Raw genomic sequence first — 16,253 nt, forward strand, 5'->3', positions numbered from 1 at the left:
TTGGTTTGAGCATTGTACACACGTTGATAGGATCAAATAAGTCTATTGAGTATTTTATGGCTGATTAAAGAGAAAAGTATTAGGTCCTACGCTTGGTTGGGTATTGAGCACACGTTGATAAGATCAAATAAGTCTATTGAGTATTTGACGGCTGATTAGTGAGGAAGGCATTAAGTCCGGCGCTCGGTTTGAGCATTGTACACTCGCTGATAAGATCAATAAAATCTATCGAATATGTCACTGCTGATTAAAAACGGAAGAATCATTACAGCTGCGGATGATTACGTAGCTGATATTTTTATAGAAGGAGAATCCATTACCGCCATTGGCAAAAACCTACCAATCACCGCCACCCGGGAAATAGATGCCAGCGGCAAACTAATCTTCCCAGGCGGTATTGACCCCCACGTCCACCTTGCGATGCCATTCATGGGTACTTTTTCCAGCGATACCCATGAAACAGGTACCCGTGCCGCTTTATTCGGCGGCACCACTACTGTGATAGATTTTGTATTGCAAACGCAAGGTCATTCCCTGAAAGAAGCCCTAGACGACTGGAATAGCCGTGCGCGCGGCACCGCTGTAGGGGACTACAGTTTTCATATGGCAGTCACTGATTTTAATGAAAACACAAAAGCTGAAATAAAAACCATGATAGAGGAAGAAGGCATTACCTCCTTCAAAACATTCATGGCTTACAAAGGTGCATTGATGATAGACGACAGGCAGATGGTGGCACTTATGCAGGAAGTGAAAAAGCATGGAGGTATGGTGACTGTACACGCCACGAATGGAGATATGATAGATTACCTCGTCGCCCAGAACAAAGCCAGTGGTAATTTATCTCCACGGTACCATTACATCTCCCAACCTGAAGTTACAGAAGCAGAGGCCTCTGGCCGCTTTGCAGATATCTCCAATTATACAGGTTGTCCTGGCTATATAGTTCATCTTACCTGTGAAGGTGCATTAAATGCAGTGCGCAATGCGACCCGGCGCAACCAGCATGTATTCGTAGAAACCTGTATTCAGTATTTGCTCCTGGACAGGTCTTATTATGAAAGGGGATTTGAAAGTGCGAAATGGGTAATGAGTCCGCCCTTGAGAGAACCGAAGGATCAGGATACGCTTTGGGCCGGGATCAATCAGGGATTGGTCAATGTAGTGGCAACAGATCATTGTCCGTTTATGTGGGAGCAGAAGTTAATGGGGAAGGATGATTTTTCGAAAATTCCGAATGGGCATCCGGCTATAGAGAACAGGATGGAATTACTATATAGTGAAGGGGTGCATGAAAAGAAGATTACGCTCAATAAATTTGTAGAAGTAGCTTGTACAAACCCGGCTAAGATCTTTGGAATGTTTCCCCGCAAAGGAACCATTGGAATAGGAAGTGATGCGGACCTTGTGATTTTTGATCCAAATGAAGAACATGTGTTGTCGGTGAGTAGCCATCATATGAATGTGGATTATTCTGCTTATGAAGGGTGGCCGGTAACAGGTAAGGTGAAGATGGTGCTGTTGCGGGGGCAGGTGGCGATAGAGAATGGGGAGTGTTTGTTGCAGAAAGGAGCAGGACAGTTTATACGCAGGAATAAAGTGAAGGGGATTATTTAAGGAGTAGCAAAAAGCAATAGTCAGTTTATAGGCAGGAATAAGGTGAAGGGATTAATTAAGGAAGAGCGAAAGCAATAGTTAGTTTATACGCAGGAATAAAGTGAAGGGGATTATTTAAGGAGTAGCAAAAAGCAATAGTCGGTTTATACGCAGGAATAAAATGGAAGGGATTATTTAAGGAAGAGCAAAAGCAACAGGTAGTTTATACGCATTATACAATCCCAATTAAGCAAAATTCAAAAAGCAAATAATTTCCTGCAATAAAACTTTACCCTCTTATTAATTAAGATCAAATTAATAATCAATTTGTCCAACCCCAACAATTCAAAAGCATTACCATTTTTTAAACCAAAATCATACAATCCCATGTCACGCATTATTAAATCAGGGTTAATCCAGATGAGTCTACCAAAAACAGAAGGTGAAGGAACAATTGAAGAAATCAAAGAAGCCATGTTTCAAAAACATGTGCCATTGATTGAGACAGCAGGTGAACAGGGAGTACAGATCCTTTGTCTGCAGGAAATTTTCAACACCCCTTATTTCTGCCCTGGTCAGAACGCTGACTGGTATCAATCAGCAGAACCCGTACCTGGCCCCACTACAGAACGTATAGCAGTATACGCGGCTAAATATAATATGGTAATCATTGTACCTGTGTATGAAAAAGAACAGGCAGGTGTTTTATACAATACCGCAGCTATTATTGATGCAGATGGGAAATACCTGGGAAAATATAGAAAGAACCATATACCCCATACTTCCGGTTTCTGGGAGAAGTTTTTCTTTAAGCCTGGTAACCTGGGATACCCTGTGTTTCAGACCCGTTATGCAAAGGTGGGCATTTACATCTGTTATGACCGGCATTTTCCGGACGGCGCGCGGGTATTGGGATTGAATGGAGCAGAGATTGTGTATAATCCTTCTGCAACAGTAGCCGGACTTTCCCAGTATCTCTGGAAACTGGAGCAACCCGCTCATGCGGCTGCCAATGGGTATTTCATGGGATGTATAAATAGAGTTGGGGAAGAGAAGCCCTGGAATTTAGGAAAGTTTTATGGTTCTTCTTATTTCGTAGATCCGAGGGGACAGATTTTTGCGCAGGCTTCCGAGGATAAAGATGAGTTGCTGGTGGCGGAGTTTGATTTGGGTATGATAGATGAAGTGCGGAGCGTATGGCAGTTTTTCAGGGATAGGAGACCGGAGACTTATGGGAAGCTAACAGAGTTGTAGAATAATTAGGGCTTGCGATTTGATCTGAGACATAAGGAAGCAAAGAGCTTTGTAGGATATTACGGCTTTACCAATTGATCTGAGACATAGGGAATAGGACAGCGTTGTGGTAAAATTGCGGTTATTGCGATTTGATCTGAGACATAGGGAAGCTAAGAGCTTTGTAGGATATACGGCTTTAACATTTGATCTGAGACATAGGGAAGCTAAGAGCTTTGTAGGATATACGGCTTTAACATTTGATCTGAGACATTAAGGAAGCTAAGAGCTTTGTAGGATAATACGGCTTACCAATTGATCTGAGACATAAGGAAGCTAAGAGCGTTGTAGGATATACGGCTTTAACATTTGATCTGAGACATAAGGAAGCTAACAGCGTTGTAGGATAATACGGCTTTACCAATTGATCTGAGACATAAGGATGCTTTCAGCACTATCAGTTGCTTTATTATCTTTTTAAAAATAGCAACCAAAGCAAGCCTCCTTTTATAGAAAACATAAATTATTATTATGGCCCTTCGTAATAACAGGTTGACAAGCGAGGAATACGATAAGCACTTCAGCGACATCCATCCTCCATTCGAAACACACAACGCAGCACTGGTCGAAGCGAATCGTTGCCTGTTTTGCTATGATGCGCCTTGCACCAAAAGCTGCCCAACCAGCATCAATGTACCAAAATTCATTAAACAGATTACGACCGAAAACCTGAAAGGAGCCGCCTACACCATCTTCTCTGCCAACATCATGGGTGGAGGCTGTTCCAAAGTATGCCCCGTAGAAAAACTATGCGAAGGTGCCTGCGTATACAATCTCATGGAAGAAGCGCCTATCCCTATTGCTAAATTACAACGATATGCCACCGAACGTGCCATTCATGAAAAGTGGCCATTATTCACAAGAAAACCTTCCAATGGGAAGAAAGTTGCGGTGATTGGTGCCGGACCAGCAGGATTAAGTTGCGCACATGCATTATCAAGAGAAGGAGTAGATGTCACCATTTATGAAAAAGAAAACAAAGGTGGTGGATTAATGACATACGGCATTGCGGCTTATAAAGTGACACCGCAGTTTTGCCAGGAAGAAGTGGATTACATTACTTCATTAGGAGGAATAAATGTATTGTACAATATGCAGCTGGGTAAGGATGTAGTATTGGAAACATTGCAACAGGAATACGATGCTGTATACCTGGCATATGGCGTTGGCCTGGCCAGGCAGTTATCAATCTCCGGAGAGCAGTTGGAGGGCGTGGTAGATGCAATTCGCTTCATCTATGAAATCCGGACAAAAGGCTATCCTGAAGTCCCCGTGGGAGAATCTGTGGCAGTGATTGGTATGGGAATGACCGCTATTGATGCCGCTACGCAGGCAAAGCGATTAGGTGCAAAAGAGGTGACGCTGGTATACAGGAGAACGGAAGCGGAAATGCCTTGTACAACAGCTGAACTGGATATTGCCAAACTGGATGGATGTAATATTATCTGGCTGGCTGCCCCAAAGGAGATAACAGGGGAGGGCGGGCAGGTGAAGAAGTTGGTGTGTGAGGTGATGAGGTTAGATGAGAAAAAGTCGCCAGTTGGAACGGGAGAGTTGATAACACTGAATGTGGATATGGTAATCAAGGCGACAGGACAGTTGCCGTATACAATGGCTTCGCCGAAAATAGATAATGATCATGGAAGGGTGTTGATCAATGATCATTCAGCGACTAGTTTGCCTGGTGTGTTTGCAGGTGGGGATTGTGTGAATGGGGGGAAGGAAGTGGTAGATGCGGTGCAGGCCGGCAAGGATGGGGCAAAGGCGATATTGGAATTTTTGTTCAGGGAATAATGGATATTGTTAGAATGGATACTGTTTCATCCGATTAGGAATGATAATGAGAGAGAGATGAATTGTTAATTAAATGACAGCTGGTGAGAGATGAATTGTTTAAGAAATGATAGCGGGTGAAAGATGAATTGTTTAAGAAAAGATAGTAACTGAGAGATGAATTGTTTAAGAAATGATAACGAGTGAGAGATGAATTGCTTAAGAAAAGATAGTAACTGAGAAGATAAATTGTTCAATGAATAATGACAAGTGATAAGATAATTGTTTAAGAAAAGATAGTAACTGAGAGATGAATTGTTTAAGAAATGATAACGAGTGAGAGATGAATTGCTTAAGAAAAGATAGTAACTGAGAAGATAAATTGTTCAATGAATAATGACAAGTGATAAGATAATTGTTTAAGAAAAGATAGTAACTGAGAGATGAATTGTTTAAGAAATGATAACGAGTGAGAGATGAATTGCTTAAGAAAAGATAGTAACTGAGAAGATAAATTGTTCAATGAATAATGACAAGTGATAAGATAATTTCTTAAGAAAAGATAGTAACTGAGAGATGAATTGTTTAAGAAATGATAGCGAGTGAGAGACGAATTGCTTAAGAAAAGATAGTAACTGAGAAGATAATTGTTCAAGGAATAATAACAAGTGATAAGATAATTGCTTAAGAAAAGATAGTAACTGAGAAGATAAATTGTTCAAGAAATAATAATAAGTGATAAGATAATTGCTTAAGAAATGATAGTTAGTGAGAGATGAATTGTTTAAGAAATGATAGCGAGTGAGAGATGAATTGCTTAGGAAAAGATAGTAACTGAGAAGATAAATTGTTCAATGAATAATAACAAGTGATAAGATAATTGCTTAAGAAACGATAGCACCTGAGAGATAAATTGTTTAAGAAATAATAACAACTGAGAAATGAATTTTGGTTTAACCGTTTAAAGAATTACTGCTTTTAAAACACAAACTATTCTTCCACCCATTTTCAAATATAATTTATGGCAGACCTTTCCACCAATTTCTTAGGCATCAAATCCCCCAACCCCTTCTGGTTGGCCAGCGCGCCACCTACCGATAAACAAGTCAACGTTCTCCGGGCATTCGAAGCCGGCTGGGGTGGCGTAGTCTGGAAAACCCTGGGCAGCCAGGTCAAAAATGTCTCTTCCAGATACTCTTCTATAGACTATAACGGTTACCGTGTAATGGGCCTCAACAATATTGAACTAATCAGCGATCGCCCCTTAGACATCAATCTAAAAGAAATTAAAGAATGTGTCCGCCTCTTCCCCGACAGGGCCATGATCGTATCCCTGATGGCTGATAATAACCGGGAAAGCTGGCATGAACTCATCAAAAAAGTAGAAGACACCGGTGCCCATGGATTAGAACTGAATTTCGGCTGTCCTCATGGAATGACCGAACGAGGTATGGGAGCAGCAGTGGGACAGGACCCCGATATAGCAAAAATGGTAGTAGAGTGGGTAATGGAAGCAGCCCGCATACCTGTGATCACCAAACTCACCCCCAATGTTCATTCTGTAGTTCCCACAGGAAAAGCTGCTGTAGCAGGCGGTACAAATGCATTGTCACTGATCAATACCATTCAGTCAGTAACAGGGGTAGACTTAGACACCTTTGTACCCAACCCCAATGTAGGCGGCAAATCTACTTTCGGTGGTTATTGTGGCCCGGCGGTGAAGCCAATAGCATTGAAGTTTTTAACGACCATCAGCCAGGATCCAATTACTTCTCAGGTGCCGGTGTCTGGTATTGGTGGGATCAGTACCTGGCGGGATGCAGTTGAATTCATGTTATTAGGCGCAAGCAGTTTGCAGGTATGTACCGCCGCTATGCGGTATGGGTTTAGGATTATCGAAGACTTCTGTGAAGGACTGAATAACTGGATGGATGAGAAAGGATTTGCGACGATTTATGATTTCATTGGCAAGTCGGTACCTACATTGACGCATTGGGAAGAGCTGGATATTAATTATCATATAGTCGCGAATATCAACCAGGATAAGTGTATTCATTGCGGATTGTGCTACATCAGTTGTGAAGATGGTTCGCATCAGGCAATTAGCTTATCTTATGGCAAGCCGTATAATACGTATGCGATTAAGGAGGATGAATGTGTGGGGTGTAACCTGTGTAAGTTGGTATGTCCGGTGGATAATTGTATTACGATGAAAGAGCAGCGCCAGGGCGATGAATACCTGAACTGGAAAGAGTTTCAGCGGCGGGGACTGCCTTTGAATGATCATTAGGGAATAATTCAGGCGGGACAAAGTTTCCTGAAACTGGCAGGTTTTAATTTTAGTGATAAACAATTTTACCCGAAGCAGATACCGGATTACGTTCCACCTGCAAAAATCCGCCGCGTCGCTACCTCAAAAACAACCGGCCTGCCTCTTCCCCAAATCCGTCGCATCGCCACCTCAAAAACAACCGGCCAGCCTCTTCCAAAAATCCGCCGCATCGCCACCTCAAAAACAACCGGCCTGCTATTTCCAAAAATCCGTCGCATCGTAACCTCAAAAACAACAGGATTGCCATTTCCAAAATCCGCCGTATCGCCATCTCAAAAACAACAAGCCTGCCTCTTCCAAAAATCCGCCGCATCGTAACCTCAAAAACAACAGGATTGCCATTTCCAAAATCCGCCGCATCGCCACCTCAAAAACAACCGGGCTGCCTTTTCCAAAAATCCGTCGCATCGCCACCTTAAAAACAACAGGATTGCCATTTCCCAAAATCTGCCGTATCGCTACTCAAAACAACAGGTCTGCTATTTCCAAAAATCCGTCGCATCGTAACCTCAAAAACAACAGGATTGCCATTTCCAAAAATCTGCCGCATCCCCACCTCAAAACCAAGTCCTTTCCTTTTCCCTAATCGCCCAACTCCTTATCTAACCCCCAAATCCCTGCCGCTCAATTAATCAATTAATTAACTGCATGCAGCCGCTCGTCATGAAAGAATTGTGAAATTAGCTTTTGAACGATTACATTTGTTTGACATCAGAATATGGAAAACTGCCACGAGCATGATACCTGGTCCAATTAAGGAAATGACCTATGTGAATGACGGTGTATAACCATGCTAGTGAATAAAAACTTTGTGCGAGCGTTTAACCTGATACGTGATTATTTATGGGCAAATTCCACAACAGGATTTTATCCTGGGTCCTGGTCCAACATATAATTCTGATCTAACATATAATTCTGATCTAACAGATAATTCTGATCTGACAAATAATCTCAACTGGTACTTTTAAAATGTGAATATGCATAGAAAAAAGTTAATCTTTAGTACAGCGACTGTTTATGCCAGCGCTATTCTGTTGTTTACACTTGGCAGCTTTAAAAAGGCCACCCCTCCCGGCAAAAAGACAAGACCGAATATCGTAGTGATCCTTGCCGATGATATGGGTTTCTCGGATCTGGGTTGTTATGGTGGTGAAATCAATACACCGAATATCAACTACCTAGCGGAAAATGGTATCAGGTATACACAGTTTTATAACACATCGCGTTGTTGTCCTACCAGGGCTTCGCTGCTTACAGGTTTATACAATCATCAGGCAGGCATTGGTAAGATGACGGATGCGGAAGACGAGCCTGGCTACCTGGGACACATTACTGAGAATGCAGTCACACTCGCTGAAGTACTGAAATCAGCAGGTTATCATACCGCGATGTCTGGTAAATGGCATGTATCCAATACCAATGGTCAGCCTGATCCAAAGGAGCAACTGAACTGGCTGAATCACCATACTACCTATCCAACTTTTTCACCGATTGAGCAGTATCCTACCAGCAGAGGCTTTGAGAAGTTTTTTGGGACCATCTGGGGGGTAGTGGATTTCTATGATCCCTTTAGCCTGGTGAGTGGTACGACACCAATCAAAGAAGTTCCTAAAAACTACTATCATACTGACGCGATTGCAGATACTGCCGTGGCATACATCAAAGGGTATGCAAATGATGACAAACCTTTCTTCCTGTATGTAGCAGAAAATGCACCTCACTGGCCATTGCATGCATTGCCGGAGGATATTGCCAGGTATAAGGATACTTATAAAGGAGGATGGGAGGCGATACGTGAAGCCCGCTATAAGAAGATGGTACAACTGGGCCTGATCGATTCATCAACGACCAGACTATCTCCACGGTTTAAAGATGAGCAGAGCTGGGAGGCTAATCCTGATAAGGAATGGGATGCGGCAGCAATGGCAACCCATGCGGCCATGATTGACAGGATGGATCAGGGTATTGGCAGAATTATTAAAGCCCTGAAGGAGACAAACCAGCTGGATAATACTTTGATTGTGTTCCTGAGTGATAATGGTGCAAGTGCGGAGATCTGTAATCACTATGGTCCGGGGTTTGACAGACCAAATGAAACGCGTGATGGCAGGAAGATTGAGTATGCGGATAAGAAGGCGATGCCGGGTCCGGAGACCACGTATTATAGTATTGGTCCACGTTGGGCAAATGTTGCGAATACCCCTTACCGTTATTGGAAAGCGGAATCATTTGAAGGGGGCATCCATACACCGATGATTGCTTTCTGGCCTAAAGGGATTACTGCCAAGAAAGGTGGGTATAGCAAGCAGGTAGGGCATGTGATGGACTTTATGAATACTTTCATTGAACTGGCGGGTGCGAAGTATCCTTCCAGTTATAATGGACACGCCATTCAGGCAAGTAGTGGGGTGAGCCTGGTACCTTCATTTAAAGGCAAGGTGGTGACAGGACATGAGGAATTGTTCAATGAACATTTTGGAGCGAGGTACGCAAGAGTAGGCAACTGGAAGCTGGTGTCAGAAAGCAATGATAGTACCTGGCACTTGTTTAACCTGGCAGTGGATAAGAGTGAGGTGCATGACCTGGCGGCACAGGAACCTGTGAAAGTGAAGGAGTTGGAGGGATTGTGGAGAGAATGGGCCGGAACGCATAGCGTGTTTCCGAAGCCGGAGAAGAAAAGGAAATAAACGTGTGCCTTGGAAGAAAGGGAAATAAACGTGTGCCTTGGAAGAAAGGGAAATAAACGTGTGCCTTGGAAGAAAGGGACATAAACGTGTGCCTTAGAAGAAAGGGAATAAACGTGTGCCAGCTTTATAGCTGCTCTTCTTTTCAAAATAACAAATACGCAATCAAGGCTCCCGTCAAAGTATTTAAAAAGTTCACAACATTATTCCCAATTATACCCCTCCTTTCCAGCGTAGCTCCCAATAGGGAATCAATCACATTTCCACCCACGCCCGCTAAAGTAATGATCCACAAACTCCTGTCCCACATATAAATCGCAGCAATAATAAACGCTCCTGTTGCTCCTATCAACGTTCCTTCAATACTAATTACCCCATCCAGCCCTTTAGGCTCTTTCCTGAATGTCAAAATATTAAACGTTCGCTTCCCATATACCATTCCCAGCTCAGAAGACAAGGTATCTGCTATCGCCGCCGCCAGTGAACCCGCTATCATCAAGGTATACAAAGACGTATGATTATAATCGATCATGGCAATCACCGCGATAATCGTCGCCACCCCGCCATTAGCAAATACCTGGAAAGCATCCCGCTGCTCGCCATGTGCTTTCCCTTTCAATGCCCTGCCATGCCGTGTTGCTAATACAGACAACACGAAGAATGTAAACAACTGCAACTCACCTACATACCCCGCACCCGCAAAAATAAACCAGCCTACCACAATCGCCGCTACCCCGGCTGCCGGGGTCAGTTTCTTTATAATGACACACAGCACCGCTATGATAATCAGCGCTGTCAGTATAATAATCGTATTAAATAATGACGGAAACAACATAGCCCACAAAGGTAGCTCATTCCTTTGGTGGCGTATCAATTTTCATTGCGCTTTCAATAAGCACTCCCATCCTCCGCAATTGCCTGCGGCCAGACTAATTATATTCAATTTGATACAAACAGCTTCTTTTTTTTATCAGATATATAAAATAATAATACTATATTTGCGGCCGGATTAATCCCAATCTGCTTATACCCGAGGACAATAATTCAATATAAACCTTACCTATGATCAATTTTCGAACAGCCAAATTCTGGCTGCCCCTCATTTTGTTGTTAACTGTTGCTACATGGACAATCGCTCAGGACGGAGAACAAACCAAATCCGACATCGTCTTCAAAATGCTTGACTATGATGCAAGATTCAGAATGATCTTTGCCTACTCCGACCCGGAAAGCCGTACCTATCTTGCGAATACCGCTAAGTCTCAGTACCTGGAATTCAAGCAACTGGTGGAACCTAACATGGCCTTCTTCCTGAGTAATGAGAAGGACAAAATTAAGGAAGCGATAAAGATGACTGATAAAATCCTGTTGAATGACGAGGTTTTTAACACGCTCAACACGCCTGATTATCGCAATCCCTCTAAACCTGACAAAGGCGAAAAACTGGAAGACAGATGGATTGACATCCACAAAGCTATTCAGTATGTACTCATCAAGGACATGGTGGTAAGAGCCAACTTTAAAATCTACGTCCGCTTCTCTGAATTTGCTGTAGCTGCTGATGTTGAAAAGAAAGGCCCGGCCTCCAGCCGTCACTATGCAGATAGTCTGCTGAAGACTGCCGCCGCTGAACTGCTGCCTTACTATTACGCCCTGCAGGATGGTAACAACGAAGAGTCAAGAGTGGCTATCAAAACATTGATTGACAACTACAAAACACGTACTGGCGACCTGTATGCACAAACACTCGCGTTGTACGAAAGACCTAACACCCTGCTGGTATCTCCTGAAGGCCAGAAAGACGACCTGCAGCTGAAATCAAAGTATGCTTCCAGCAAGGTATGGCAGGATGGTCTGATCAGGGAAATGCCTGAAACAGAGAAATTCTCTATCATGACCGTGCCTAATGACAGGCCTGACCTGCACAACAGCATTTACATCTTTGGTAAATACATGCGTGCTAAAAAAGGTGAAACGCCTGACATCACTTTCAGAATCGTTTCCCCGGGCCTTACAGGCGTTGATTTTGGCAGGATGCGCAAAGTGCCGCTGGGTAATGACAGATATGGTTACCTCTCCACTATCACCTACTATTGCCCTATTAAAATCGAAGTGGTTAATAAAGCCGGTGAAATCGAAAAGACGCTCATCGTAATTGATGAAACACAGGAATTCCACCAGGAATTTCATGAGAATTATGTTCGTCCTAATCCAAATTACGATGGCGTGATTCCATTCCGCAACGATACACTGTATTACGAAGCGCTGGACAAATTCAGGAGTAATGTGATCAACCGCCTGTACAATGAGCGTTTCAGCAGCATGACGACTGCAATGGCGAGCTGGCTGAATGATGCGTATGGTTATTATAAAGTACCCAATAGTTTCTACTACCTGTATGATGTAAAAAATCCTGAAAATGGTTTCCAGGAAATCAAAGCACTGGTAGATAGTACTGACTATGCCATCGAGCACCTGGAGAGCCAGGAACAGTCACTCGCCAACAAAGCTGTACTGGCAAGAATGGTAGATAAATACCAGGAAATCTTACAACGCCCCGGCATCAGCCAGAATGTAAAGGACCTGTGTGCGAGGAATTCTGTGACAGCTGCATTGCTGTCTGACCAGGTATCCCGTGCATTGTACCTGCTGGACAGGTGTAAAGCCATCAATCCAAAAGATAGTTATGTAAGACCTATGAACTTATCTTCTTTCATGTTCCGTACATTGTTTGACGATAAGAATCAGAAAGTGGTGAAACTGCCGCCGCGTTCTGAGCTGTGGAAGTACTAAGCTGATTAAATAATTATACGAGGTTGTATCAAAAGTATGTTGAAGGAATTCATCCGGATCATTTTACTTTTTGGTACAACCTCATTTATTTTGGTACAACCCTCTTTTTACTTTTTGGTACACTCTCTTTTTATTTTTGATACATCCTCTTTTTATTTATGGCATAGTATTTACGGCAGCCTTACTATGACTACTTTAGATAATCCTGTCTGGCATGCATTGCAGACAGTACACCGCACATTAGCACAGGGAACAGCAAGCGTACAACGATACAAAGCAGGTGTATTGCAGGTGATGGGGGCCGAACATCCGGAGACCGCACCTTACAATGAATTGCTTGACTGGCTTACTGTAGGAGAGAAGATGTTCACCGTCGGAGATGTACCGGTATTGCCTGATAACTGGAGATACATCATGCAGGTGGATTGTTTGCAGATGATATGCGGGCAAAAAGCAGATGTGCCCAATACTGACGTAGTTAAATTGGAAGATAAGAACCTGGCTGACATGTTGACACTGATCAACATTTCTTTACCTGGTTTTTTTCATGAACAGACACCATTGCTGGGAGATTATTTCGGTATTTTCCAGGAAGGCCGCTTAGTGGCGATGGCCGGAGAAAGGATGCGATTGCAGGGGTATACAGAGGTAAGTGCGGTGGCTACTCATCCGGAATTTACAGGCAGAGGATATGCACAGCAACTGGTCGCACATGTGGTGGCAAAGAACCTGGATGCCGGGATTATACCTTTCCTGCATGTAACGGCTACTAATGAGCGGGCAGTGAAGGTGTATGAGAAACTGGGATTTAAAACCAGGAGAAGGGTTTCTTTTACCCAGTTTGAACTGCTATCGAAGGTAGTGTTGTAGCCTGAAGTTATTTTCCTTTTTAAGTTCCAGTGCTATTTCCCTTAGAAATAATTTCCTGTCTAAGTGCTGGTGCCATTTCCCTTTGAATTAATTTCCTATCCAAATTTTAGTGCTATTCCCTTTGAAATGTGTAATTTTGGGCATGGCACAGTCAAATTACGAGTTACTGAGATTCGAGCAGATCGGGGGCTCCTTCCGCGTTGCTGCTACAGGAGAGAACAATTGCAGCCTGTCTTCTTACAACAGGCGTGATTTCTATAAGATTTCCCTCATCCTGTCGGGGGGAGGAGAGCTGTTCTACGCCAACAGGAACATTAAATTTGACCAGCCAGCCCTCATCTTCACGAACCCCATGGTGCCTTATAGCTGGGCGGATAACCCGGAAATAAATGTAACCGGCTATTTCTGCGTATTTACAGAGTCTTTCCTGCTGGAAGGCGGAAGGATGGAAAGCCTCAAGGATTCCAGTTTGTTCAAACCGGGCGGAGATCCCCTCTATTTATTAAACCCTGCACAAACTGAATACCTGAAAGGTATTTTTATGCGCATGCGGGAGGAAGCAGACAGCGAATACATTTATAAACATGAACTGATCCGGAACCAGGTTCAACTCATTATCCATGAGGCAATTAAGATGGAGCCGGCAGTGGCCTATGCCGCGCCTAAAAATGCGGCCAGCAGGATCACCCAGTTATTCCTGACCCTGCTGGAAAGACAATTCCCGGTTGATCCACCTCAGTTTACCTTACAATTTAAGAAGGCCGGGGAATATGCCGACCAGCTGGCTGTACATGTCAATCACCTGAATGCCGCCGTACAGGAAATAACCGGTAAGTCTACCACCACGCATATTAACGAGCGGATCCTGGCAGAAGCAAAGTCGCTCCTGAAGCACACAGATATGAGTGTAGCGGATATAGCCTATAGCCTGGGATTTGAATACGCCTCTTATTTCAACAGCTTTTTCAGGAAACATGCAGGCATTACACCGCTGGCCGCCCGCAAGGAAGTAAAAATTTAAAAGAAGGCCTTTTAATTCTCCAGGAAGGTGAAACTTTAAATTATTCCTTTGAAAAGTATAATTTCCTACCGGCTACCTGTTCTACTTTTGCTGTCATAAAACAAATATATATGGCAATCAAAAGAGTAAAATTAGGTACCCAGGGACTGGAAGTACCCGTAGAAGGGCTGGGTTGCATGGGCATGACTGCTATTGGTGGTACTGACATCTATGGCAAGGCCGACGAATCCGAAGCTATCGCTACTATACACCGTGCACTGGAACTCGGTATTAACTGGCTGGATACCGCAGATGCTTATGGACCATTATTAAATGAACGATTAGTCGCAAAGGCGATCAAAGGCAACCGCGAAAAATACACCCTCGCTACCAAATTCGGTTTCTACATTGACGACAATGAGCAAATGGAATGGAGTGTGATCAACGGCCGCCCTGAATATGTGCGCAAGGCCATCGAACGCTCCCTCAAAAACCTCGGCACTGACTATATAGACCTCTATTATTTACATCGTGCAGATCCTAATGTACCTATCGAAGATACCGTAGGTGCCATGAGTGACCTGGTAAAAGAAGGAAAGGTAAAATACCTGGGTCTCTCCGAAGTATCTCCTGAAACCCTTCGCAAAGCACACGCAGTACATCCTATTTCAGCATTACAGACCGAATATTCCCTTTTTGAGAGAGAAGTGGAGTCTAATGGTGTGCTGGATACAACCAGGGAATTAGGGATTGGTTTTGTGGCTTATTCACCATTGGGCAGAGGCTTCATTACCGGTGAATTAAAAAGTCCGGATGATTTCCCGGCTGATGATTTCAGGAGGTACATTCCCCGTTTCCAGGGAGAGAATTTTTATAAGAATCTGGAGTTGGTACAAGCTGTCCGGGACCTTGCCGCTGCAAAGGACCTGACTCCTTCACAGCTGGCAATGGCATGGGTATTCTCTAAAGGCGTGACCGCTATTCCGGGTACAAAACGTGTTAAATATATTGAACAAAATGCTGCTGCTGCGGAAGTAACATTATCACCAGCAGAAATCACACAGCTGGAATCATTCGGGGTGGCTGTGGGCAACCGTTACGATTCGCACAGTATGAATATGCTGAATCATTAAAAAGTAGCATGCGTCGCCTTCAGGTACAGGCGCATGCTCCTGGCTTCTTCTTTTGCCCATACGTCATACTCCTCAATGGCCCGTAGCCTGGCCGCTTCTGTGATATAACCATCGGCTACCAGTTGATTGCCTCTTGTCTCTGCCACTTTTTTCCAGAGACTGATGTGGGTATCAAACCCTTCCATGCCGCGCTCTGCATATTCATCCTGTTGTTCGACGGTCATCTTTAAGGCCTTCACATGTACCAGGTCTATTACATGATCAGCAATCGCATTATCCATGCCTGCATCTGCCCGCCATTTCAGGAAAGCAGCATAGAAGTCGAGCATAGATTGAGGCGGGGCCGGATCCCAGCGAATGGCTTCGTGATTATAATCGAGTACGCAAAGCAGGCCTCCGGGTTTGAGCAGGGAGACCATCTTATTGATTACATCCCGGGGCTGAGCAATCCATTGCAGGGTGCGGGCGGTCGTAATAATGTCGAATTTCTCATTTGGGTTGTAGTCCATGATGTCACCAACTATGAATGTAACGCCGCCCGGGTTTACTTTGGCCAGGCTAATGAGTGCTTCGCTTCTGTCTAAGCCAGTTACTTTCCCGGCATATTTTGCAATACCTTTTGTAATGGTACCACTGCCACAACCTACATCTAGTACGGAATGTCCGGGTTTTAAAACAGCTAAGAGGTTCGCGTTGGCATTTTCTATTGTGCGTGTATCAAGCACGGATGCAGTGCCCTCGGGCATAGCGGCACGTTCATAAGAGGTGGATGTTTTCAT

The 16,253-nt window shown here is 43.8% G+C and carries 11 protein-coding genes; 9 read left to right on the forward strand and 2 right to left on the reverse strand.

Annotated features, from left to right (window positions below):
• The first annotated feature begins 234 nt into the window (after nucleotides 1-234).
• The 5 genes from hydA (at nucleotide 235) to DXN04_RS04510 (ending at nucleotide 9,681) form a co-directional block, all read left to right on the forward strand.
• Nucleotides 235-1,617: a dihydropyrimidinase gene (gene hydA, locus DXN04_RS04490; RefSeq protein WP_116852085.1), complete on the forward strand. Its 1,383-nt coding sequence runs from the start codon at nucleotides 235-237 to the stop codon at nucleotides 1,615-1,617.
• A 399-nt stretch (nucleotides 1,618-2,016) separates the two neighbouring features.
• Nucleotides 2,017-2,850: a nitrilase-related carbon-nitrogen hydrolase gene (locus DXN04_RS04495; protein ID WP_116852432.1), complete on the forward strand. Its 834-nt coding sequence runs from the start codon at nucleotides 2,017-2,019 to the stop codon at nucleotides 2,848-2,850.
• Between the two features lie 510 nt (nucleotides 2,851-3,360).
• The gene (locus DXN04_RS04500; protein WP_116852086.1) at nucleotides 3,361-4,683 is read left to right on the forward strand and encodes an NAD(P)-dependent oxidoreductase; all 1,323 of its coding nucleotides are present in this window, start codon (nucleotides 3,361-3,363) and stop codon (nucleotides 4,681-4,683) included.
• Nucleotides 4,684-5,683: 1,000 nt separating this feature from the next.
• Nucleotides 5,684-6,952: an NAD-dependent dihydropyrimidine dehydrogenase subunit PreA gene (gene preA, locus DXN04_RS04505; protein WP_116852087.1), complete on the forward strand. Its 1,269-nt coding sequence runs from the start codon at nucleotides 5,684-5,686 to the stop codon at nucleotides 6,950-6,952.
• A gap of 1,019 nt (nucleotides 6,953-7,971) precedes the next feature.
• The gene (locus tag DXN04_RS04510; RefSeq protein ID WP_116852088.1) at nucleotides 7,972-9,681 is read left to right on the forward strand and encodes an arylsulfatase; all 1,710 of its coding nucleotides are present in this window, start codon (nucleotides 7,972-7,974) and stop codon (nucleotides 9,679-9,681) included.
• Between the two features lie 142 nt (nucleotides 9,682-9,823).
• Here the strand turns inward: DXN04_RS04510 and DXN04_RS04515 are convergent, their stop codons facing one another.
• On the reverse strand, nucleotides 9,824-10,513 hold the full coding sequence (locus DXN04_RS04515) for a DUF92 domain-containing protein (protein ID WP_116852089.1): 690 nt from the start codon (nucleotides 10,511-10,513) through the stop codon (nucleotides 9,824-9,826).
• Between the two features lie 227 nt (nucleotides 10,514-10,740).
• Here DXN04_RS04515 and DXN04_RS04520 point away from each other — a divergent pair, with 227 nt between their 5' ends.
• The 4 genes from DXN04_RS04520 (at nucleotide 10,741) to DXN04_RS04535 (ending at nucleotide 15,474) form a co-directional block, all read left to right on the forward strand.
• On the forward strand, nucleotides 10,741-12,471 hold the full coding sequence (locus DXN04_RS04520) for a hypothetical protein (RefSeq protein ID WP_116852090.1): 1,731 nt from the start codon (nucleotides 10,741-10,743) through the stop codon (nucleotides 12,469-12,471).
• Between the two features lie 186 nt (nucleotides 12,472-12,657).
• Nucleotides 12,658-13,341 carry a GNAT family N-acetyltransferase gene (locus DXN04_RS04525; RefSeq protein WP_158568844.1) on the forward strand — a complete coding sequence of 228 codons (684 nt, stop codon included), beginning with the start codon at nucleotides 12,658-12,660 and terminating at the stop codon, nucleotides 13,339-13,341.
• Nucleotides 13,342-13,483: 142 nt separating this feature from the next.
• Complete coding sequence (locus DXN04_RS04530; protein WP_116852092.1) at nucleotides 13,484-14,362, forward strand: helix-turn-helix domain-containing protein; 879 nt, start codon at nucleotides 13,484-13,486, stop codon at nucleotides 14,360-14,362.
• 110 nt (nucleotides 14,363-14,472) lie between these two features.
• A complete protein-coding gene (locus DXN04_RS04535) occupies nucleotides 14,473-15,474 on the forward strand; it encodes an aldo/keto reductase (protein ID WP_116852093.1) in 1,002 nt (333 codons plus the stop codon).
• On the opposite strand, the gene DXN04_RS04540 is transcribed toward DXN04_RS04535, so the two are convergent.
• On the reverse strand, nucleotides 15,471-16,253 hold the full coding sequence (locus tag DXN04_RS04540) for a class I SAM-dependent methyltransferase (RefSeq protein WP_116852094.1): 783 nt from the start codon (nucleotides 16,251-16,253) through the stop codon (nucleotides 15,471-15,473). The genes DXN04_RS04535 and DXN04_RS04540 overlap by 4 nt on opposite strands.

Origin of the sequence: Chitinophaga silvisoli (assembly GCF_003412465.1) — a bacterium.
GTDB classification, from domain to species: domain Bacteria; phylum Bacteroidota; class Bacteroidia; order Chitinophagales; family Chitinophagaceae; genus Chitinophaga; species Chitinophaga silvisoli.